The organism is Methyloversatilis discipulorum, from assembly GCF_000385375.1.
Lineage (GTDB): Bacteria > Pseudomonadota > Gammaproteobacteria > Burkholderiales > Rhodocyclaceae > Methyloversatilis > Methyloversatilis discipulorum_A.
Genome location: NZ_ARVV01000001.1, coordinates 3,588,798 through 3,607,979, shown reverse-complemented (window position 1 = coordinate 3,607,979; position 19,182 = coordinate 3,588,798). Strand labels below are relative to the sequence as shown.

General features: G+C 68.2%; 21 protein-coding genes and 1 tRNA gene. 16 read left to right on the top strand and 6 right to left on the bottom strand.

What is annotated here, in order from left to right; genetic code table 11:
* The first annotated feature begins 21 nt into the window (after positions 1-21).
* The 6 genes from METRZ18153_RS0116790 (at position 22) to METRZ18153_RS0116765 (ending at position 4,266) form a co-directional block, all read left to right on the top strand.
* A tRNA-Gln gene (locus METRZ18153_RS0116790) sits at positions 22-98 on the top strand.
* 156 nt (positions 99-254) lie between these two features.
* A complete protein-coding gene (locus METRZ18153_RS0116785; protein ID WP_019916805.1) occupies positions 255-1,205 on the top strand; it encodes a ribose-phosphate pyrophosphokinase in 951 nt (316 codons plus the stop codon).
* 61 nt (positions 1,206-1,266) lie between these two features.
* Entirely contained in the window at positions 1,267-1,878 is a 612-nt protein-coding gene (locus tag METRZ18153_RS0116780; RefSeq protein ID WP_020165832.1) for a 50S ribosomal protein L25/general stress protein Ctc, read from the top strand.
* 9 nt (positions 1,879-1,887) lie between these two features.
* Positions 1,888-2,514, top strand: coding sequence for an aminoacyl-tRNA hydrolase (gene pth, locus METRZ18153_RS0116775; protein WP_020165831.1), 627 nt, complete (start codon positions 1,888-1,890; stop codon positions 2,512-2,514).
* A 15-nt stretch (positions 2,515-2,529) separates the two neighbouring features.
* Complete coding sequence (gene ychF, locus METRZ18153_RS0116770) at positions 2,530-3,621, top strand: redox-regulated ATPase YchF (RefSeq protein ID WP_020165830.1); 1,092 nt, start codon at positions 2,530-2,532, stop codon at positions 3,619-3,621.
* A gap of 132 nt (positions 3,622-3,753) precedes the next feature.
* Positions 3,754-4,266: a DUF1579 domain-containing protein gene (locus METRZ18153_RS0116765; protein WP_020165829.1), complete on the top strand. Its 513-nt coding sequence runs from the start codon at positions 3,754-3,756 to the stop codon at positions 4,264-4,266.
* Positions 4,267-4,287: 21 nt separating this feature from the next.
* Here the strand turns inward: METRZ18153_RS0116765 and METRZ18153_RS0116760 are convergent, their stop codons facing one another.
* A complete protein-coding gene (locus tag METRZ18153_RS0116760) occupies positions 4,288-6,114 on the bottom strand; it encodes a thioredoxin domain-containing protein (RefSeq protein ID WP_020165828.1) in 1,827 nt (608 codons plus the stop codon).
* A gap of 229 nt (positions 6,115-6,343) precedes the next feature.
* Here METRZ18153_RS0116760 and METRZ18153_RS0116755 point away from each other — a divergent pair, with 229 nt between their 5' ends.
* Positions 6,344-6,988 carry a glutathione S-transferase family protein gene (locus METRZ18153_RS0116755; protein ID WP_029143840.1) on the top strand — a complete coding sequence of 215 codons (645 nt, stop codon included), beginning with the start codon at positions 6,344-6,346 and terminating at the stop codon, positions 6,986-6,988.
* 30 nt (positions 6,989-7,018) lie between these two features.
* Here METRZ18153_RS0116755 and trxA read toward each other — a convergent pair whose 3' ends face one another.
* On the bottom strand, positions 7,019-7,396 hold the full coding sequence (gene trxA, locus METRZ18153_RS0116750; RefSeq protein ID WP_020165826.1) for a thioredoxin: 378 nt from the start codon (positions 7,394-7,396) through the stop codon (positions 7,019-7,021).
* 39 nt (positions 7,397-7,435) lie between these two features.
* Between trxA and gluQRS the strand changes: the two genes are divergently transcribed.
* Entirely contained in the window at positions 7,436-8,320 is an 885-nt protein-coding gene (gene gluQRS, locus METRZ18153_RS0116745; protein ID WP_020165825.1) for a tRNA glutamyl-Q(34) synthetase GluQRS, read from the top strand.
* A 9-nt stretch (positions 8,321-8,329) separates the two neighbouring features.
* On the opposite strand, the gene METRZ18153_RS0116740 is transcribed toward gluQRS, so the two are convergent.
* Both METRZ18153_RS0116740 and queG read right to left on the bottom strand, forming a co-directional pair.
* Positions 8,330-8,530 carry a SlyX family protein gene (locus METRZ18153_RS0116740; protein ID WP_020165824.1) on the bottom strand — a complete coding sequence of 67 codons (201 nt, stop codon included), beginning with the start codon at positions 8,528-8,530 and terminating at the stop codon, positions 8,330-8,332.
* Positions 8,527-9,606 carry a tRNA epoxyqueuosine(34) reductase QueG gene (queG, locus tag METRZ18153_RS0116735; protein WP_020165823.1) on the bottom strand — a complete coding sequence of 360 codons (1,080 nt, stop codon included), beginning with the start codon at positions 9,604-9,606 and terminating at the stop codon, positions 8,527-8,529. Before queG ends, METRZ18153_RS0116740 begins: the two co-directional genes overlap by 4 nt.
* 54 nt (positions 9,607-9,660) lie before the next feature.
* Here queG and tsaE point away from each other — a divergent pair, with 54 nt between their 5' ends.
* Both tsaE and METRZ18153_RS0116725 read left to right on the top strand, forming a co-directional pair.
* On the top strand, positions 9,661-10,173 hold the full coding sequence (gene tsaE, locus METRZ18153_RS0116730; RefSeq protein WP_029143839.1) for a tRNA (adenosine(37)-N6)-threonylcarbamoyltransferase complex ATPase subunit type 1 TsaE: 513 nt from the start codon (positions 9,661-9,663) through the stop codon (positions 10,171-10,173).
* Positions 10,122-11,477, top strand: a complete 1,356-nt coding sequence (locus METRZ18153_RS0116725) for an N-acetylmuramoyl-L-alanine amidase (protein WP_043363944.1) — start codon at positions 10,122-10,124, stop codon at positions 11,475-11,477. The genes tsaE and METRZ18153_RS0116725 overlap by 52 nt, the downstream gene beginning before the upstream one ends.
* Before the next feature lie 7 nt (positions 11,478-11,484).
* Here the strand turns inward: METRZ18153_RS0116725 and cfa are convergent, their stop codons facing one another.
* Positions 11,485-12,651 (bottom strand): cyclopropane fatty acyl phospholipid synthase, encoded by a 1,167-nt coding sequence (gene cfa / locus METRZ18153_RS0116720; protein ID WP_020165820.1) that lies wholly within the window; start codon positions 12,649-12,651, stop codon positions 11,485-11,487.
* A gap of 248 nt (positions 12,652-12,899) precedes the next feature.
* Between cfa and METRZ18153_RS0116715 the strand changes: the two genes are divergently transcribed.
* The 6 genes from METRZ18153_RS0116715 (at position 12,900) to METRZ18153_RS0116690 (ending at position 18,416) form a co-directional block, all read left to right on the top strand.
* Positions 12,900-15,383, top strand: coding sequence for a heavy metal translocating P-type ATPase (locus METRZ18153_RS0116715; RefSeq protein ID WP_020165819.1), 2,484 nt, complete (start codon positions 12,900-12,902; stop codon positions 15,381-15,383).
* Positions 15,383-15,577: a cbb3-type cytochrome oxidase assembly protein CcoS gene (gene ccoS / locus METRZ18153_RS0116710; protein ID WP_020165818.1), complete on the top strand. Its 195-nt coding sequence runs from the start codon at positions 15,383-15,385 to the stop codon at positions 15,575-15,577. Before METRZ18153_RS0116715 ends, ccoS begins: the two co-directional genes overlap by 1 nt.
* Positions 15,578-15,645: 68 nt before the next feature.
* Positions 15,646-15,993 (top strand): hypothetical protein, encoded by a 348-nt coding sequence (locus METRZ18153_RS20705; RefSeq protein ID WP_019916823.1) that lies wholly within the window; start codon positions 15,646-15,648, stop codon positions 15,991-15,993.
* A gap of 62 nt (positions 15,994-16,055) precedes the next feature.
* Positions 16,056-16,598, top strand: a complete 543-nt coding sequence (locus tag METRZ18153_RS0116700) for a chorismate--pyruvate lyase family protein (protein WP_029143838.1) — start codon at positions 16,056-16,058, stop codon at positions 16,596-16,598.
* On the top strand, positions 16,595-17,458 hold the full coding sequence (ubiA, locus tag METRZ18153_RS0116695; RefSeq protein WP_020165815.1) for a 4-hydroxybenzoate octaprenyltransferase: 864 nt from the start codon (positions 16,595-16,597) through the stop codon (positions 17,456-17,458). Before METRZ18153_RS0116700 ends, ubiA begins: the two co-directional genes overlap by 4 nt.
* Before the next feature lie 76 nt (positions 17,459-17,534).
* Positions 17,535-18,416, top strand: coding sequence for an alpha/beta hydrolase (locus METRZ18153_RS0116690; RefSeq protein WP_232416075.1), 882 nt, complete (start codon positions 17,535-17,537; stop codon positions 18,414-18,416).
* A gap of 52 nt (positions 18,417-18,468) precedes the next feature.
* Here the strand turns inward: METRZ18153_RS0116690 and METRZ18153_RS0116685 are convergent, their stop codons facing one another.
* Entirely contained in the window at positions 18,469-19,182 is a 714-nt protein-coding gene (locus METRZ18153_RS0116685; protein ID WP_020165813.1) for a DNRLRE domain-containing protein, read from the bottom strand.

Sequence of the window (19,182 nt, the reverse complement as noted above, 5' to 3'; positions counted from 1 at the left end):
CGACGCGGTCGATGCAGAGTTTGGGGAGTCGCCAAGTTGGTCAAGGCACCGGATTTTGATTCCGGCATTCGAAGGTTCGAATCCTTCCTCCTCAGCCAAATTTGATCGGGCGGGCCCGCAGGGAGTGCGGGCCTGCCCGATGTGTTTTCAGGGCAGCAGGCATGCCGACGGGTTGAAACCGGTCATCCGCCTGGAAAGAGCAGGACCGGTTCTCCCGGTTTCAATTCAGCAATCACCGAGTTTCGCGAGGCAGCATGGCTTACGACAGCCTGATGATCTTTACCGGCAACGCCAACCCCAAACTGGCGGCGGACGTTGCCAAGCGGCTCAACATGTCGCTCGGCCGCGCGCAGGTGGGCCGTTTCTCCGACGGCGAAGTCAACGTCGAAATCCTCGAGAACGTCCGCGGCAAGGACGTGTTCGTGCTGCAATCGACCTGTGCGCCGACCAACGACAGCCTGATGGAACTGGTCATCCTGGTCGATGCGCTGAAGCGCGCCTCGGCCGGCCGCATCACCGCGGCGATGCCCTATTTCGGCTACGCCCGCCAGGATCGCCGCCCGCGCAGCGCGCGCGTGCCGATCACCGCCAAGGTGGTGGCAAACATGCTGCAGGCCGTGGGCGTGCAGCGCCTGCTGACGGTGGACCTCCACGCCGACCAGATCCAGGGCTTCTTCGACATCCCGGTCGACAACATCTACGCCACGCCCATCCTGCTTGGCGACATCTGGAAGCAGGAATATCCGAACCTGATGGCCGTTTCGCCCGACGTCGGCGGCGTGGTGCGCGCACGTGCCTTTGCCAAGCGTCTCGAGTGCGATCTCGCCATCATCGACAAGCGTCGCCCGAAGGCGAACGTGTCCGAAGTGATGAACATCATCGGCGACGTGACCGGCCGCACCTGCGTCATCATGGACGACATGGTCGACACCGCCGGCACGCTGTGCAAGGCGGCGCAGGCGCTGAAGGAGCACGGCGCCGCCCGCGTGCTGGCCTACTGTACGCACGCCGTGCTGTCGGGCGAGGCCGTCAATCGCATCCAGAATTCCGATCTCGACCAGCTGGTCGTGACCGACACCATCCCGCTGTCGCCGGCCGCCCAGGCCTGCGGCCGCATCCGTGTCGTGTCCATCGCCGAGCTGCTGGCCGAAACCCTGCTGCGCATCAGCAACGAGGAATCCGTTTCGTCCCTCTTCATGGAGTAATTGAAGCGGGACACCCCGGGTCGCCTGGTCGCGGGCGACCCTTCATCCACCAGGAGTCATCATGTCCATCGAAATGAACGTCAAGAAGCGCGATGCGCAGGGCACCGGAGCGAGCCGCCGCCTGCGTCGCGCCGACCAGGTCCCGGCCATCATCTACGGCGGCGACAAGCCCGCCACGCCGATCACGCTCGACCACAACGAAATCTTCCACGCCCTGCGCAAGGAAGCCTTCCACGCATCCGTGCTGACGCTGAACGTCGAAGGCACGAAGGAAACCGTGCTGCTGCGCGACACCCAGATGCACGCCTACAAGCTGCAGGTGCTGCATGTCGACTTCCAGCGCGTCGATGCCACGCACAAGCTGCACACCAAGGTGCCGTTCCACTTCATCAATGCCGACGTGGCCCCGGGCGTCAAGCTGCAGGGTGGCATCGTGTCGCACGTGATGAACGAGATCGACGTCCAGTGCCTGCCCAGCCAGCTGCCGGAATTCATCGAAGTCGATCTGTCCGGCCTGTCGGTCGGCCAGTCGGTCCACGTGTCGCAGATCAAGCTGCCGGCCGGTGTCGAAGCGCTGACCCACGGCACCGATCCGGTGATCGCCACCGTGACGCTGCCGCGCGGCGCCAAGGCTGACGAAGCTGCCGCGGCCGAAGGCGGCGAAGAGAAGTAAGTACAGACGATGTCCGGGAACGGTTCCAAAGCCGTGCCCCGGCTCGTCGTCGGACTGGGCAACCCCGGTCCGGACTATTCCGAAACCCGGCACAACGCCGGGTTTTGGTTTTGTGAGGGGCTGGCACGCAAGCTGGGCGTCACGCTCAACCGTGAAGCGCGATTCAACGGCTTCACCGGTTCGTCGCGTGCCGACGGCATCACAATACTGCTGCCGCAGACCTTCATGAACCGCTCCGGCCAGTCGGTCGGTGCGCTTGCCCGCTTCTTCCGCATCGCACCGGCTGAAATACTGGTGGTGCACGATGAGCTCGACATCCAGCCGGGCGAACTGCGCCTGAAGTTCGGCGGCGGCCTCGGCGGTCACAACGGACTGAAGGACATCAGCGCCCACCTGGCCAGCAACGACTACTGGCGGCTGCGCATCGGCATCGGTCACCCGCGCCAGCTGGCGCCGGGGTCGGAAGTGGCCGACTATGTACTGCACCGTCCGCGCATCGAGGAACAGCGCGACATCGACGCCGCCATCGAGCGTGCGCTCGACGCCTGGCCGATGATTGCCGCTGGCGACTGGACGCGCGTGTCCACCCTGCTCAATGCGAAGCCCGGCGCCGGCAAGGCGCCCAAGAGTGCCTAATCAAGGAATCCAGACATGAGCCTCAAATGCGGCATCGTCGGCCTGCCCAACGTCGGCAAGTCCACGCTTTTCAATGCGCTCACCAAGGCCGGCATCGCCGCCGAGAACTACCCGTTCTGCACGATCGAGCCCAACGTCGGCATCGTCGAGGTGCCGGACCCGCGTCTGGCCCAGCTTTCCGAAATCGTGAAGCCGCAGAAGATACAGCCGGCCATCGTCGAATTCGTCGACATCGCCGGTCTGGTCGCCGGTGCCAGCAAGGGCGAAGGCCTGGGTAACCAGTTCCTCGCCAATATCCGCGAAACCGACGCCATCGTGAACGTGGTGCGCTGCTTCGACGACGAGAACGTGGTGCACGTGAATGGTCGCGTCGATCCGATCGCCGACATCGAAACCATCGTGACCGAACTGGCGCTGGCCGACCTCGCCGCCGTCGAACGCACCATTGCGCGCGACACCAAGAAGGCGCGCGCCGGCGACAAGGACGCCGCCAAGCTGGTCGCCGTGCTGGAAAAGCTGCTGCCGCACCTGAACGAAGGCAAGCCGGCGCGCACGCTGAACCTGTCGGACGACGACAAGGCCATCGTGAAACCGATGTGCCTGCTGACGATCAAGCCGGCCATGTATGTCGGCAACGTGCTCGAAGACGGCTTCGACAACAACCCCTACCTCGACCGCCTGCGCGAATTCGCGGCGAAGGAAGGTGCGCCGGTGGTGGCGGTGTGCGCGAAGATCGAGGCCGAGCTGGCCGACCTCGACGACGAGGACAAGAAGGCCTTCCTGGCCGATCTCGGCCTCGAAGAGCCGGGCCTGAACCGGCTGATCCGCGCCGGCTACGACCTGCTGGGCCTGCAGACCTACTTCACCGCGGGTGTGAAGGAAGTGCGCGCCTGGACCATCCACAAGGGCGACACCGCACCGCAGGCGGCCGGCGTCATCCACACCGACTTCGAGCGCGGCTTCATCCGCGCCCAGACCATCGCCTTCGACGACTTCATCGCCTTCAAGGGCGAACAGGGCGCGAAGGAAGCCGGCAAGATGCGCGCCGAAGGCAAGGAATACGTGGTCAAGGACGGCGACGTGCTGAACTTCCTGTTCAACGTCTGAGCTGCATTTCCACCGCCGCAGAAGCCCTGGCAACCCGTGGTTGCCAGGGCTTTTTTCGTCCGCTGTCGAATCTTTCCGCTCCGGTTCGTCTACCTCGTATACGCCGGGCATCGGGAAAGGCGTCACGACAGGATGGAGGGCGAGAAGATGATGAATACAGCGCCGCAGGATCAGCATCGATGGCTGAGGCAGTTCGAGGGTGAATGGCGCGGAGAGAGCGAACCTGTGGCCGACGGGGCCGCGGACGACGCGTGCTGGAGCGGTAGCGAAACCGTGCGCGCGCTCGGCGAACTGTGGGTGCTGTTCGAGGGGCGCGGTGACATGCCGGACGGCAGCGCGGCCTACACTCTGATGACCCTGGGCTTCGACCCCGCGCGCGCAGACGGAGGCCGCTTCGTCGGCAACTGGGCAGGGTCGATGATGACGACGCTGTGGCAGTACGAGGGCGAACTGGACGCAGCCGGCCGCGTGCTGTCGCTGTACAGCGAAGGACCGGCCTTCTCGGGCAGCGGCACCGCGCGCTACCGCGACACGATAGAGGTCCATGGTCCGGACGAGCGGACGCTGTCTTCGCACGTGCAGGATGCCGACGGCAACTGGTCGCCCATCATGCGTATCCGCTACCGGAGACAGCGAGCCGCCTGAGCGCCGCGCCCTCTCCGCTGATCAACGCCCCTCGTCCAGCCAGCGCGCGGCCATGAGCAGGCGGGTATGGCTGGCCGGGTCGGCTCGCACGGTGGCGGCGAACAGACGCACGCAGCGTTCGGCCGCGTTCACGTAGCGGGTGTTGCCGGTACGCCGTGCCAGTCTGATCAAGGCCAGCGCGGCGACGCCGTTGCCGCCAGGCGTGGCAGCGTCGAGGGCGGGTTTGCTGCGGTGGAACAGTGGTAGCGCGTCGTGTGCGGTGAAGAAGAAGCCACCTCTGGCGTCGTCTTCGAAACGCAGCAGCATCACCTCGGCCAGCCGTGCGGCGAAGGCGAGGTCGCCGTCGCGCGGCATCGCTTCGTGCAGCGTCAGTGCGGCATCCAGCAGGAAGGCGTGGTCGTCGAGAAAGCCGTCGATGCGGGGCAGCGACTGCAGACGGTCGGCGCCGTCGATGTCCTCGCGCCAGCGTGCCGCGCGCAGCGCGTCGAAGGTCGTGCGCGCCGCCTCCAGCCAGTCGCTGCGGCCGAGTACGGCGCCGGCGTGGGCGAGCGCGTTCACCATCAGCGCGTTCCAGGCAGTCGGTGTCTTGCCGTCACGTGCGGCGCGCCCGCGCTCGTTGCGCCGCTCCAGCAGACGACTGCGCGCCTCGTCTATCACCGCCTGCACAGCGTCCACCGGTTGGCCCAGCATCGTGGCGAGCTTTTCCGCCGGGCGGGCAACGCGCAGATGCCAGAACTTCCCCTCGAAGCCGGGCGGGTCGATCAGCCCCCAGTGTGCGGCGCACAGATCCCATTCGACCGGTGTCAGCACTTCGCGCAGCGCCGACGCTTCCCACAGATATGTGCCCCCCTCGCGGCCGCTGGCGTCGTCGGCGGCGAGGGCGCTGCAGAACAGTCCGTCGTCGCTGCGCATTTCGCGCAATGCCCAGTCCACGGTGAGTTCGGCCGCACGCCGGAACAGCGCTTCGCCGCTCGCCCTCCAGGCATTGGCGTAGAGCGGCAGCAGCATGGCGCTGTCGCACAGCATCTTTTCGAAGTGCGGGATATGCCAGGCCGGATCGACGCTGTAGCGGAAGAAGCCGCCGCCGAGCTGGTCGAACAGACCGCCTTCGGCGATGTGACGCAGCGACTCCAGCGCCATCGTGCGCGGCGACGGTGTGCCGATGTCGCTGTCCAGCTGCAGCAGGAAATCGAGGTCGGTCGGGTGCGGAAACTTCGGCGCGCCGCCGAAGCCGCCGTTCCGGGCGTCGAAGGCGACCGCCAGCTGCTGTATCGCCTGCTCCTGCACCGACGGGTCCAGCGGCGCACCGGTGGGCTGTGGCAGGGCGGCGCTCAGTGCCGCAATCAGCGCTTCGTCCTGGCGCGCAAGATCGGCGCGCCTTTCGGTCCATACGGTGCTGACCGACGCCAGTACGTCGCGCAGTGCGATCTGCCCGCCGGACGCTTCGCGCGGGAAATAGGTGCCGCCGTAGAAGGGCACGCCCTGCGGCGACAGGAAGACGGTGAGCGGCCAGCCGCCGTTGCCGCGACGCAGCAGCTGCAGCGCCTGCTGGTAGAGACCGTCGATGTCCGGTCGCTCCTCACGGTCCACCTTGATGGCGACAAAGCCCTCGTTCACTGCGGCAGCCGTGGCCGGATCGGCAAAGGATTCTCGCGCCATCACGTGGCACCAGTGACAGGAGGCGTAGCCGACCGACAGCAGGATGGGGCGGTCGAGCCGGCGCGCCTCGGCGAAGGCGGCCTCGCACCACGGATACCAGTGCACCGGATCGCCGGCGTGCTGCTGCAGATAGGGGGACGCTTCACCGGCCAGTCGGTTGCGCGGTGCGAGTGCGGTGTCGGTGCTCATCGGATGTCCTTCGCGGGCGGCAGGTGCGGCCGGCGCGAACGCGACAATGAGGACAGCCGCGTACGCCAAAGTCCACATTCAGGCGGGCGAGCGGGCTCATGCATCCGCGCTGGCCGGCGGATGCGGGTCGCTCAGCAAGATCCGTGCATGCGCTGCATGCATCTTGCTTTTCCGGTGCGGGAGAGATGCGGCGCGCGACGCGCCGGCCACACACCGACAGAGGCAGACCATGCGATTGCGCTTCCACATGACGCCGGGCTCGTGCTCGACCGGCATCCACATCCTGCTCGAACATCTGGAGCTGCCGTTCGAGGCATACGTCGTGAACCTGCCTGCCGGCGATCACCGTCGGCCGGCATATCTGGCGATCAACCCCAAGGGCACGATTCCGGCGCTGCAGATCGACGACGATCCGGCGCTGACCGAATTCCAGTCCATCGCGCTGTGGCTGGCCTGGCAGTTCCCGCGGGCACGGCTGTTGCCGGCGTCGCCGTTCGACGCGGCGCGCGCCGTCGATCTGATGACCCATGTCGTGGGCACCGTGCACGGCGCCGGTTACACCCGCATCTTCACGCCGGAGCGCTACCTGCCGGCGGGTGTGAACGAGGGGGCGGCCACGCAGTGGCTGGAGGCGATCCAGGCGCAGGGCCGGACCCTGGTGGAGGAGGCCCTCACACTGGTCGACGCGCGCATCGACGACGACGGCAGGCTGTTCGGCGACGACCTGACGGTCGCCGACGCCGCGCTGTTCTACGTCACCTTCTGGGCCGACCGCATCGGCCTGCCGCTGCCGTCACGCTGCCTGGCGTTCTACCGGCGCATGCGCGAGCGGCCGGTGGTGCGCCGCGTGCTGGCCGAAGAAGGCTATCGCTGAGCCGGCGGATCCGCCGGCGTTGCGTTGCGATCAGGACGTCGCGCCGTCGCTCTGCTGGGCGGCCACTTCGGCGCGCACCTTGTCCATGTCCAGCGCCTTGGCCTGTTCGATCAGCTGTTCGAACTGGCCGGCCGGCAGCGCGCCCGGCTGTCCGTACAGCACGATCTGGTCGCGGAACACCATCAGGGTCGGAATCGAGCGGATGCCGAAGGCGGCGGCGATGCCCTGTTCCTCTTCGGTATTCACCTTGGCGAACACGATGTCCGGATACTTTTCCGACGCCGCTTCGTAGACCGGGGCAAAATTGCGGCAGGGGCCGCACCAGGGTGCCCAGAAATCGATGATGACGAAGGGATTGTTCTCGACCGTGCTGTTGAAGCTGTCTTCAGTAAGTTCGATGGTGGCCATGGGGGTCCTTGGGTGTAAGTCGCTCGGAGGCGAGCCGGCATGGTAGCCGAGCGTCGCCTGTATGTCGGCCGTTTCGCACCCAGTCCGACCGGCCCGCTGCACAAGGGTTCGCTCGTGGCGGCGCTGGCCAGCTGGCTGGATGCACGCGCCGCCGCCGGCCGCTGGCTGTTGCGCATCGAGGACGTGGACGAGCCGCGCTGCTCAGTCGCGGCCACCGACACCATACTGCGCCAGCTCGACGCGCTCGGCCTGCACTGGGACGGCGAGGTGGTGTGGCAGAGCCGGCGTACCGCGCTGTATCGCGCTGCGCTCGACACACTGATCGCTGGCGGCGCGGCCTACGGGTGCGCCTGCACCCGTCGTGATCTCGAATCGCAGCCGCTGGCCTCCGATGGCGCACGGCGTTACCCCGGCACCTGCCGCGATCGCGCCGGCATCGCGCCACGCGCCTGGCGGCTGCGCGTGCCGGCAGGCGAGGTCGCGTTCGACGACCGCGTACTCGGTCGCATCGCGGTCGATGTGGCGGCTGATTCCGGCGACTTCGTGCTGTGGCGTGCCGACGGCTACTGTGCCTATCAGCTTGCTGTGGTGGTGGACGACGCCGACCAGGGCGTGACCGACATCGTGCGCGGTGCCGATCTGCTCACCTCGACGCCGCGGCAGATCCTGGTGCAGCGCGCGCTCGGCCTGGCGCAGCCGCGCTACGCACACGTGCCGGTGGTGCTTGATGCGAACGGCGAGAAGCTGTCCAAGCAGACACGCGCGCCGGCGCTGGAGCCGGCCGATGCGCTGACCGACCTGGAGGAGGCGCTCGCCTTCCTGCGCCACCCGCCGCCGGCCGACGTCGTGGCGTCCGGGCGCGAAGATGTGCTGGCGTGGGCGGTGCAGCGATGGACGCTGACTGCGCTGTCCGGGACGCGGTAGGAGACGGACTCAGTAGTGCGGCGGAATGTCCTGCTGCGCGTCGGCACGTTCGGCCGGCTGCATGCCCTGCACCTGCGCATAGACGTGCTTGAGCTGCAACTGCAGTGACTCGATCGCGCGCTGCTGCTCGAACACTGTGCGGTTCAGCGCGTCCAGCATGTCATCCATCAGCGTGATGCGGGCTTCAAGGTCGTTCAGGCGGTCGGTCATGTCGGTGTGTCCGGAGAATGTTGTCGGGCCAGCGCCCAGGCGACGTGTTCGCGCACGACCGGTGAGGCGTGGTCGGCGCGCGCCTGCAGCGCGGCGATGTGGGCGGCGGAGGATGGCGCGTTGCCGAGCGCGACCGCGATATTGCGCAGCCAGCGCTCGTGGCCGATGCGCCGGATCGCGCTGCCTTCGAGGCGGCGGTTGAATTCGTCCTCCGACCAGGCGAACAGCGCGGTCAGTGGTGCGTGGTCCAGCCCGTTGCGCACCGCGAAGTCCGGCTCGACGGCCTTGGCCGCGTGACGGTTCCACGGGCACACCAGCTGACAGTCGTCGCAGCCGTAGATGCGGTTGCCGATCAGGGGGCGCAGTGGCTCGGGGATCGGGCCGTCCAGTTCTATCGTCAGGTAGGACACGCACAGCCGCGCGTCCAGCTGGTAGGGCGCGACGATGGCGCCGGTCGGGCAGATGTCGATGCAGCGGGTGCAGGTGCCGCAGTGGTCGGCCTGGGGCTCGTCGGGCGGCAGCGGCAGCGTGGTGAACAGTTCGCCGAGAAAGAACATCGAGCCGGCGTCGCGGTGGATCAGCAGCGTGTGCTTGCCGCGCCAGCCGAGTGCGGCGCGGCGGGCGATCTCGACTTCGAGCACCGGCGCCGAGTCGGTGAAGGCACGGTGGCCGAAGGGGCCGACCACGCTCTCGATCCGTTCTGCCAGCTTCTGCAGCCGGTTGCGCAGCACCTTGTGGTAATCGCGGCCGAGTGCGTAACGCGACACATAGCCGAGGTCGCCGTCGTCGAGCACCGCCTGCGCGTCCGCCGCATCGTCCGGCCAGTACGGCATGCGTGCGCTGATGACCGACAGCGTGCCCGGCACCAGTTCGGCCGGGCGTGCGCGAATCGCGCCGTGGCGCGCCATGTAGTCCAGTTCGCCGTGACGGCCGGCGGCGAGCCAGTCGAGCAGGCGGGTTTCGGCTTCACCCAGATCGACACCGGAAATGCCGATCGACGCGAAGCCCAGCTCGCGTCCCCAGTCGCGTATGCGCGCGACCAGTCCGTCCGGGCTGCAGGGCAGGGTGTCGCTCATTGCGCGACCGCGCGGGCGGATAATGGCGGCCGCTCCGATTTCACGCAGACCGCCATGAATGATTCAACCCTGACGATGGACCTCGCCGACACCGCCGCCACCGAGGCGCTGGGCGCGCGACTGGCGCGCGCGCTGGCGCCCGGCCTGTGCGTGTTTCTGGACGGCGACCTGGGCGCCGGCAAGACCACGCTGGTGCGCGGACTGCTCAGGGCGCTGGGCCACACGGGAAAGGTAAAAAGTCCGACCTTCACTTTGCTTGAATCGTATGCTATTTCTAGCTTAAACTTCCCGTTGTATCACTTTGATTTTTATCGCTTCACGGATCCTGATGAATTCATCGAAGCAGGTCTGGACGAATACTTCGGGCAAACCGGCGAAAGCGCGGGCGTCTGTCTGGTCGAGTGGCCGGACAAGGCGGGCGCGCATCTGCCGCAGCCCGATCTGCGCATTGCGCTCGCCGTGGTCGGCGAGGCGCGCCGTGCGCGGCTGTCCGCCGGCAGCGAAGGAGGTCGGGCATGTTTAAGCCGTTTGTGCGTCGCCGCGGAAGGCCGTCCGTCCGCGACCTGAGCCGGCGCGATTTTCTCGGATTTTCCGGTGCCGCGCTGCTGCTGTCGGTGAGCCCGGTCGGGCGCGCCGCCGCCACCTCGCTGCTGGCCGTCCGCGTGTGGCCTTCGCTGGAATATACCCGCATCACGCTGGAATCCCGCGACGCGCTGAAGTTCGCGCACTTCACCGTGCAGAACCCGGAACGTCTGGTGATCGACATCGAGGGCGTGGAGCTGAACAACGTGCTCGGCAGCCTGCCGGGCAAGATTGCCGATACCGATCCCTACATCAAGCTGATCCGCGCCGGTCGCAACAAGCCGGGCGTGGTGCGGCTGGTGATGGAACTGAAGACCGAGGTGAAGCCGCAGGTGTTCACGCTGGCGCCGGTCGGCCAGTACGGTCACCGGCTGGTGATGGACATCTATCCGGCGATGCCCATCGATCCGCTGATGCAGCTCGCGCGTCAGGGCGACATCCAGTACCAGGGCGACGTGGCACCCGACCAGCCCGACGCGCCGGCACAGTCGCAGGCGGCCGAGCCGGCACCCGAACCGGCGAACCAGACCGCGTCGCGCGATGCGGGCAGCAAGAAGGCGGAGGTGGACGTGAGCCGCCTCGTCACCATCGTGCTCGACCCCGGTCACGGCGGCGAAGACCCGGGCGCGGTCGGCCGCGGCGGCAGCTACGAAAAGAACGTGACGCTGGAAGTGGCGCAGCGCCTGCAGAAGAAGATAGACGCTGACCCGACGATGCGCGCCGTGCTGACGCGCGACGCCGATTTCTTCGTGCCGCTGGGCACTCGCGTCGCCAAGGCGCGCCGCGTGCGCGCCGACCTGTTCGTGTCCATCCACGCCGACGCCTTCGTACGGCCGGACGCGCGCGGCAGTTCGGTGTTCGTGCTGTCCGACCGCGGTGCCACCAGTTCCGCCGCGCGCTGGCTGGCGCAGCGCGAGAACTCGGCCGACCTGATCGGCGGCGTCAATCTCGACGTCAAGGATCCCTATCTCGCGCGCACGCTGCTCGACCTGTCGCAGACGGCGACGATGAACGACTCGATGAAGCTGGGCCGCGCCGTGCTGGGCGAACTGGGCGGCGTGAACACGCTGCACAAGCCGCATGTCGAGCAGGCCGGCTTCGCCGTGCTGAAGGCGCCGGACATCCCGTCCATCCTGGTCGAGACCGCCTTCATTTCGAATCCGGAAGAAGAGAAGCGGCTGACCGACGACGCCTACCAGGACAAGCTGGCCGACGCCATCCTGCGCGGCATCCGCCGCTATCTGGCGAAGAACCCGCCGCTGGCCAAGTCGCGGCTGGCGTCGCTTTGAGCCGCCGTCAGCGCACGCTGCGGTAGCCGCCTGCCACGCCTCTCGGCGACAGTACCCACTGCCAAAGCTGGATGTCGCGCGCGCGGAAGGCGCCGGCGCAGGACAGCAGGTAGTAGCGCCACATGCGGCGAAAGCGCTCGCCGAGGCGGTCGGCGAACTGCGGCCAGGCCGCTTCGAAGTTCTCGTGCCAGGCCATCAGCGTGCGATCGTAATCGGCGCCGAAGTTGTGCAGGTCCTCGACCACGAATACATCATCGACCGCATCGCCGATCTGGCCGATCGACGGCAGTTCTCCATTGGGGAAGATGTAGCGGTCTATCCACGGGTCGGTGACGCCGCGCCGCGTGTTCTTGCCTATCGTATGCAGCAGCGCCAGCCCGTCAGGCACCAGTGCGCGCCGCACCACCTGCATGAAGGTGCGGAAGTTGCGCCGGCCGACGTGTTCGAACATGCCGACGCTGGCCACGCGGTCGAAGGTTTCGCTGCCGTCGAGTTCGCGGTAGTCCTGCAGCCGGAACTCGACCGGCAGCCCGGCGTAGCGCTGCTGTGCCCACTCCGCCTGTTCGCGCGATACGGTGACGCCGGTGCCGCGCACGCCGTGGTGCTCGGCGGCGTAGCCGAGCAGGCTGCCCCAGCCGCAACCGATGTCCAGCAGGTGCATGCCGGGACGCAGGTCCAGCTTCCGGCAGATCAGTTCGAGCTTGGCCTCCTGCGCCGACGCCAGGTCGGCGGCGTCCTGCCAGTAGCCACAGGTATAGGTCATGCGCGGGTCAAGCATCGCCGCGTAGAAATCGTTGCCGAGGTCGTAGTGGCGTTCGCCGACCTGCCAGGCGCGACGCGGCGTCTGCCGGTTCAGCAGGCGGGCGCTGAATGCATGCATCAGCAGCGATGCCGGCTTGACCCGCGTGTCCAGCCGGGCACGCAGCAGGCGGGCGAAGAATTCGTCGAGCCGGGCGGCGTCCCAGTCGCCATCCATGTAGGCCTCACCCAGACCGAGGCTGCCGTAGGCGAGCACGCGCTCGGGCAGGCGCGGATTGCGCATCTGCAGGTCCCACGGCGCTTCGCCGTCGAGCGTAATGCCGGCGTCGGCGAGCAGGCCGGACAGCAGCCGGAGGCGGGGCGAGGGGGCCGGCGCAGGCGAGGCGGCCGGTTGTTCGAACGCTTCTCTTTTCATCCGTGGTCTTCCTCGTCTGGGCGAAGGCAGGAAAAAAGTGACCGTGAGCAGGCGGCCGGCGTCGCCACCTGAAGTTTTAGACGTAGTCCAAGGCAGGCGTCTTCGCAATGTCCCAGGTCAAGCTTTCGTCCGCTTGCCCGGCGTGAAATCCCTGAAATGGCTTGCCGGCGCGCGCTTGACTCACGTCATGGGCGGTGGGTGCGCAGCCGCCTAGAATGTGAGCCCATGATTCGAACCCTGCCCCCGTGATGAACGCGCCGGAATCACCGCTGAACCTGAGTCCGGATGGCGCCGCCGCGACGACGGCCTGCTATCACTGCGGGCTGCCGGTCGATGGCCCGGTGCGCTATCGCGTCCGCGTCGCCGGCGAGGACAGGCCGATGTGCTGCGCCGGCTGCGCCGCAGTCGCCGAAGCCATCTCCGGCGGCGGTCTGGACGCTTTCTACGCCCACCGCGACGCCTTGCCCGAAATGGCACCCGACGGCGGTGCGCGCGACCTGTCGGTGTACGACCTGCCGGAAGTGCAAGCCGATTTCGTCCGCACCGTCGCCCACGCGGACTGCGCCGACGCGCGCGAGGCGCTGCTCATCATCGAGGGCATACGCTGCGCGGCCTGCGTGTGGCTGAACGAGCAGCACGTCGGCCGCCTGCCCGGCGTGCTGGTGCTGGAAATCAACTACGCCACCCGTCGCGCTCGCGTGGTGTGGGACCCGGCCCGCGTGCAGCTGTCGGCCATCCTGCGGGCGGTGACCGAGATCGGCTACGAAGCCTGGCCGAACGACCGCGCACACGCCGAATCGGTCGCCCGCAGCGAGCGGCGCGACGCACTGTGGCGGCTGGCGGTGGCCGGACTGGGCATGATGCAGGTGATGATGTACGCGTGGCCGGAGTACACCGCCGGCGACGCCGAACTGCCGGGCAGCATCGCCGCGCTGATGCGCTGGGCCAGTCTGGTGCTGACCGCGCCAGTGGTGTGCTACTCGGCCGCTCCCTTCTTCTCGCGCGCGCTGCGCGATCTGGCGGCGAAGCGGGTCGGCATGGACCTGCCGGTCGCACTTGGCATCGGCGCCGCCTTCATCGCCAGCCTGTGGGCCACGGTGACGCATTCGGGCGAGGTGTATTTCGATTCGGTCACGATGTTCGTATTCCTGCTGCTCGGCGGACGCTACCTCGAAATGCTGGCGCGCCAGCGTGCGGTGCGCGGCGTCGAGGAACTGGCGCGCGTGATGCCGGCGCTGGCGCACCGCTTCACCGCTTGGCCGGGAACGGCCACCGAGGCGGTGCCGGTGGCGCGGCTGCTGGCCGGCGACCACGTCGTCGTCGCCGCCGGCGAGGTGTTTCCGGCCGACGGCCGCCTGGTCGATGGTCGCAGCGAGGTCGATGAAAGCCTGCTCACCGGCGAGTCGAAGCCGCAGGGTCGAGGCCCCGGCGACCGCGTGGTCGGCGGCAGCCTGAACATCGGCTCCCCGGTCGTGCTGGCGGTCGAACAGGTCGGCGAGGCGACGCGGCTGGCAGCGATCCGCCGGCTGATCGGCCGTGCTTCGGCCAGCCGGCCCGAGGTGGTGCAGTTCGCCGACCGCATCGCCGTGCATTTCGTCAAGGCGCTCATCGTGCTGGCGCTGGTCACCGCTGGCGTCTGGCTGTGGCTGGATCCGTCGCAGGCGCTGTCCGTCTTTGTCGCGGTGCTGGTCGTCAGTTGCCCGTGCGCGCTGTCTCTGGCCACACCGGCGGCGCTGACGGTCGGCACCGGTGTGCTGTCGCGCAGCGGTCTGCTGGTCACCCGCGCACACGCGATCGAAACGCTGGCACGCGTCACCCACGTCGTGTTCGACAAGACCGGCACGCTCACCACCGGCGCCATGGCATTGCAGACGGTCGAACTGATGGGCGACGTCGACGCGGCACGGGCCACCGCGCTGGCCGCGGCGCTGGAAGGGCCGTCGACTCACCCGATCGCGCGCGCCTTGCGCGCCGCTGCCGGTGAGCAGGTGCGACCGGTCGTCGATCAGTTGTCTGCGGTGACCGGGCAGGGCGTGCAGGGCGTCATCGCCGGCCGCCGCCTGCGGCTGGGCAGCGCGGACTACGTCTGTGGGCTTTCCGGGGCACCGCTTCCGGCCTCGCCGTCGGGCATCTCGACGCCGGTGTGGCTGGGCGACGAACAGGGGCTGCTTGCGCGCTTCGATCTCAGCGACGCGCTGCGGCCCGGTGCGTCCGAGCTGCTGGCGCACCTGCGCGAACGCGGCATCGCGGTCAGCCTGCTGTCGGGCGACGCACACGCACCGGTCGAGGCGCTGGCGCAGGAGCTCGGCATCGCCGACGCGCATGCGCGGATGACGCCAGAGGGCAAGCGCGCCTATATAGAAGCGTTGCAGCAGCGCGGCGCCGTCGTCGCCATGCTGGGTGACGGCGTCAATGACGCGCCGGTGCTGGCGCAGGCCCAGGTGTCGGTCGCGATGGGCGGCGGCACCGAACTGGCGCGCGCCCAGGGCGACCTGGTACTGCTGTCCGAACGTTTCGACGCGCTCACCCGCGGGCTCGACACCGCCCAGGCGACGCTGGCCATCGTGCGGCAGAACCTGCGCTGGGCCTTTGCCTACAACCTGCTGGCCATCCCGCCGGCGATGCTGGGCTGGATCACGCCGTGGATGGCCGGCATCGGCATGTCGCTCAGTTCGCTGATGGTGGTGCTCAACGCACTGCGTCTGCAGCGGCGGGCAAAGGAGCGGAACTGATGGACATTCTGTGGCTGCTGGTACCGATGTCGGTACTGATCGCGCTGGGCATCGGCGCGGTGTTCATCTGGTCGGCGCGCAGCGGCCAGTTCGACGATCTCGAAGGCCCGGCCCATCGCATGCTGATGGACGACGACCGCGCGCAGACCATCGACGAGGCGCCGGAGACCGGCAGGGACGAGCGCAAGGTGTGACGCCCGAGGCGGCCGAAGCGTCATTTCCTGTCTATAGTGCGGATGCACCCACCGACCGGAGAGCGCCGATGACCCGTTGCACCCAGCACGCCCATCACGACCACCAGCATGGCCCGCAATGCGGTCACACCGCGGTGCGCCACGAAGGCCACGTCGATTTCCTGCATGACGGCCACCTGCATCACGTGCATGGCGACCATGTCGACGAACACGTGATCGCCGTCAGCGCCGCCAACCCGGACGGCTGCACGCCGCAGCACCACTGTGCCGGCCATGGCGCCGGTCATGTGCATGGGCCTGGCTGCGGGCATGAAGCGGTGCCGCACGGCGACCACGTCGATTACCTGGTCGACGGTCATCTGCACCATCCGCACGGCGATCACTGCGACGACCACGGTCCGCTGCAGATCGCCTGACGCGCCGGCGCCGTCTGCCACGGCTATCATGCAGGCCGGGCTTGAAGACTGCGTCGCAATAAATGTCCTTTCATCGAGCCGGCGACGCGTGGCGTTCGCCGGCGCTATTCATGCCGGCGGCACTGCGCGGCTGGCTGACCGATCCTCATTCGCTGACCTCACGCATCAGGGCGCGCTGCCGGCACTTCGCGGTGCAGCCGCTGCGCACCGGTCGTGCCGCGCTGGCGGCTGACGAGGCCTGTCTGCTCGGCTGCGGCCGGGCGCAGGCGCTGTCGCGCGAGGTGCTGCTGCACGCCGATGGCGTGCCGGTGGTGTTTGCGCACAGCGTGGTCAACATGCGTGACGTGCGCGGCGTCTGGCACATGTTCGCCGGCGTCGGCACGCGGCCGCTCGGCGCGCTGCTGTTCGCCGACGCGCGCATCGCCCGCTCGCCGCTGGCGGCGCGCCGACTCGACGCCCGCCACCCGCTGTACCGGCGGGTGCTGGCCGAAGGCATCGCGGTGAGTGGCCCGCTGTGGGCGCGCCGTTCGCTGTTCGTGCGCCGCGGCCGGCCGCTGCTGGTGACCGAAGTCTTCCTGCCGGCCATTTCGGAACTCGCGCCATGAATCTGCTCGCCCGCCTGAACGCCTGGGAACGCCTGATGCGGCTGGATAAGCCGATCGGCATCCTGCTGCTTGCCTGGCCCACACTGTGGGCGCTGTGGGTGGCGGGCGGCGGCAAGCCCTCCGCCTTCATCGTGTGGATATTCATGCTCGGCACGGTGCTGATGCGCAGCGCCGGCTGCGTCATCAACGACTACGCCGACCGCAATTTCGACGGTCACGTCGAGCGCACGAAGAACCGCCCGCTGGCGACCGGCGAGGTCGGCACGCGCGAGGCGCTGCTGCTGGCCGCAGCGCTGGCGCTGTTCGCCTTCATCCTCATCCTGCCGCTGCACCGACTGGTCATCCTGCTGTCGTTCGCCGCGCTGTTCCTGGCCGCCAGCTACCCCTTCACGAAGCGCTTCTTCGCGATTCCGCAGGCCTACCTCGGCATCGCCTTCGGCTTCGGCATCCCGATGGCCTATGCGGCGCAGCTGTACACGGTGCCGATGGAAGCCTGGCTGCTGCTGGCGGCCAATGTGTTCTGGGCGGTCGCCTACGACACCGAGTACGCGATGGTCGATCGCGACGACGACCTGAAGATAGGCATCCGCACCTCCGCCATCACCTTCGGCCGCTTCGACGTTGCAGCGGTGATGGCCTGCTACGCGATCACGCTGGCATTGCTGGCGCTCTACGGCCGGCTCGAAGGGCTGCACTGGCCCTACTACGTCGGGCTGGTCGTTGCCGCCGGCATCGCCGGCTATCACTGGGCCCTGATCCGCGGCCGCGACCGCGCGCGTTGTTTCCGCGCCTTCCTGCACAACAACTGGCTGGGCGCCGCGGTGTTCGCCGGCATCGTCGCCGACTACGCCTTGCGTTGACGCGGCGGCGTAAGGCGGGCCGCCGCCCCGCGTCTACCTCGGCAGGGCGCGTCCGGCCCGGCAACAGGAGAGCGACATGAAGAGGATGAGCGCCGTGGGTCTTGCTGCGGCCGCACTGCTATGCATTTTCGAGGCGCAGGCGGGGCCGCTGCGCGAGCGTCTGGCGGAGCGGCGCGCCGACAGCGGGGCCGAGGTCCGCCTGCCCGCCGGCAGCCGCGCGCAACGCAATATCGCCTACGGCGAGCATGCCGACCAGCGCATGGACGTCTATATTCCCGACGGCGCCCGCGACGCGCCGGTGCTCTTCCTCGTGCACGGCGGTGGCTGGCGTCGCGGCGACAAGGCGCACGGCCGGCTGATCGGCAACAAGCTCGCGCACTGGCTGCCGGCCGGCGTCATCGTCGTGTCGGTCAATTACCGCATGCTGCCCGACGCCGACGTGCTGACACAGCGCGACGACGTGGCGGCCGCACTGGCCAGGGCGCAATCGCTGGCGCCCTCCTGGGGCGGCGATCCGTCGCGCTTCGTGCTGATGGGGCATTCGGCCGGTGCGCATCTGGTGGCCTTGCTGGCCGCCTCGCCACGTGGCGATCTGCGATGGCTGGGCAGCGTGCTGCTCGACAGCGGCGCGCTCGACGTCGAACGGCTGATGAAGGAACGCCACGCCGGCCTGTTCGACGACGCCTTCGGCAAGGACCCCGCCTTCTGGCGTGCGACCTCGCCACTGCACCAGCTTGGCGGGCCGACCGCGCCGTGGCTGGCGGTGTGCTCCAGCCGGCGCCGCCAGGCCTGCGACCAGGTGAAGGTGTTCGCGCAGCGGGTGCGCGAGACCGGCGGCCGCATCGACGAGCTGCCGCTCGATCTGTCGCACGGCGACATCAACGAACAGCTGGGTCTGCCCGGCGACTACACGCGGCAGGTCGATGCCTTCCTGCGCGACATCGGTGCGCTGAAATGAAAAGACGCGGGGCCCGGGAGCCCCGCGTTTTCATTGCGCAGTGGTGCCTGTTTCAGTCGCGGCGACGGGCGCGCAGACCGATCAGGCCCAACCCGGCCAGCAGCAGCGCGTAGGTTTCGGGTTCCGGCACCGGTGCGACCTCGACCGTCAGCAGCGGGCGATCGCTGACCATGAAGCCCTCGGCGCTGTAGAAATCGATGCCATTGGTGCCGTTAGGCTCGAAGGGCAGCAGCGCCCAGCCGTAGCCCGGCACGCCGCCGTCCTGCATGCGGCGCAGCGCGTCGGTGAAGTCCAGCACCAGCGTGCCCGATTCGATGTTGGGGTCGCTGTTGTTGCTGCCTATAGTCAGGAAGGGCAGCGCGGCGGCCTCGATGCCGTCGGTCTGGATGCCGTCGCCCATCGTGTTCCAGGTGGCGGATGCGGAGTTCCAGTCGCTCAGCATGTCGTAGAAGCGGATGCCGCTGCCGGCGCTGGTGATCTGCAGCGTCAGCGTGGCCGACACCACGGTTTCGCCGGTCTTGATCTGGTTGGCGGCGCTGCCGAACAGATTGTCGAAGCGCAGCAGCACGTGGTTCGGCGAACCGTTGTCCGACGCGTCGATGCTTACTTCCTGCTCGTAGCCGCTGCTTGCATCGGGGTCGCTGCTGTACATCGTGACGTCCATCGTGCCGTCGTAGCCGCCGGCGCCCTGCTGGAAGGTATAGGTCGCGGCGAACGCCGGTGCGGCCGCGAACAGCGCGGCCGCGATCAGGGATTTGCTCAACAT

Coding starts and splice junctions, on each gene's coding strand:
- tsaE (WP_029143839.1), top strand. CDS start 9,661: ATGAATGATTCAACCCTGACGATGGACCTCGCCGACACCGCCGCCACC.
- METRZ18153_RS0116780 (WP_020165832.1), top strand. CDS start 1,267: ATGTCCATCGAAATGAACGTCAAGAAGCGCGATGCGCAGGGCACCGGA.
- queG (WP_020165823.1), bottom strand. CDS start 9,606: ATGAGCGACACCCTGCCCTGCAGCCCGGACGGACTGGTCGCGCGCATA.
- ubiA (WP_020165815.1), top strand. CDS start 16,595: ATGAATCTGCTCGCCCGCCTGAACGCCTGGGAACGCCTGATGCGGCTG.
- METRZ18153_RS0116785 (WP_019916805.1), top strand. CDS start 255: ATGGCTTACGACAGCCTGATGATCTTTACCGGCAACGCCAACCCCAAA.
- METRZ18153_RS20705 (WP_019916823.1), top strand. CDS start 15,646: ATGACCCGTTGCACCCAGCACGCCCATCACGACCACCAGCATGGCCCG.
- METRZ18153_RS0116700 (WP_029143838.1), top strand. CDS start 16,056: ATGTCCTTTCATCGAGCCGGCGACGCGTGGCGTTCGCCGGCGCTATTC.
- ccoS (WP_020165818.1), top strand. CDS start 15,383: ATGGACATTCTGTGGCTGCTGGTACCGATGTCGGTACTGATCGCGCTG.
- trxA (WP_020165826.1), bottom strand. CDS start 7,396: ATGGCCACCATCGAACTTACTGAAGACAGCTTCAACAGCACGGTCGAG.
- METRZ18153_RS0116760 (WP_020165828.1), bottom strand. CDS start 6,114: ATGAGCACCGACACCGCACTCGCACCGCGCAACCGACTGGCCGGTGAA.
- METRZ18153_RS0116740 (WP_020165824.1), bottom strand. CDS start 8,530: ATGACCGACCGCCTGAACGACCTTGAAGCCCGCATCACGCTGATGGAT.
- METRZ18153_RS0116765 (WP_020165829.1), top strand. CDS start 3,754: ATGGAGGGCGAGAAGATGATGAATACAGCGCCGCAGGATCAGCATCGA.
- METRZ18153_RS0116755 (WP_029143840.1), top strand. CDS start 6,344: ATGCGATTGCGCTTCCACATGACGCCGGGCTCGTGCTCGACCGGCATC.
- gluQRS (WP_020165825.1), top strand. CDS start 7,436: ATGGTAGCCGAGCGTCGCCTGTATGTCGGCCGTTTCGCACCCAGTCCG.
- cfa (WP_020165820.1), bottom strand. CDS start 12,651: ATGAAAAGAGAAGCGTTCGAACAACCGGCCGCCTCGCCTGCGCCGGCC.
- METRZ18153_RS0116690 (WP_232416075.1), top strand. CDS start 17,535: ATGAAGAGGATGAGCGCCGTGGGTCTTGCTGCGGCCGCACTGCTATGC.
- METRZ18153_RS0116685 (WP_020165813.1), bottom strand. CDS start 19,182: ATGTTGAGCAAATCCCTGATCGCGGCCGCGCTGTTCGCGGCCGCACCG.
- METRZ18153_RS0116725 (WP_043363944.1), top strand. CDS start 10,122: ATGTTTAAGCCGTTTGTGCGTCGCCGCGGAAGGCCGTCCGTCCGCGAC.
- pth (WP_020165831.1), top strand. CDS start 1,888: ATGTCCGGGAACGGTTCCAAAGCCGTGCCCCGGCTCGTCGTCGGACTG.
- METRZ18153_RS0116715 (WP_020165819.1), top strand. CDS start 12,900: ATGAACGCGCCGGAATCACCGCTGAACCTGAGTCCGGATGGCGCCGCC.
- ychF (WP_020165830.1), top strand. CDS start 2,530: ATGAGCCTCAAATGCGGCATCGTCGGCCTGCCCAACGTCGGCAAGTCC.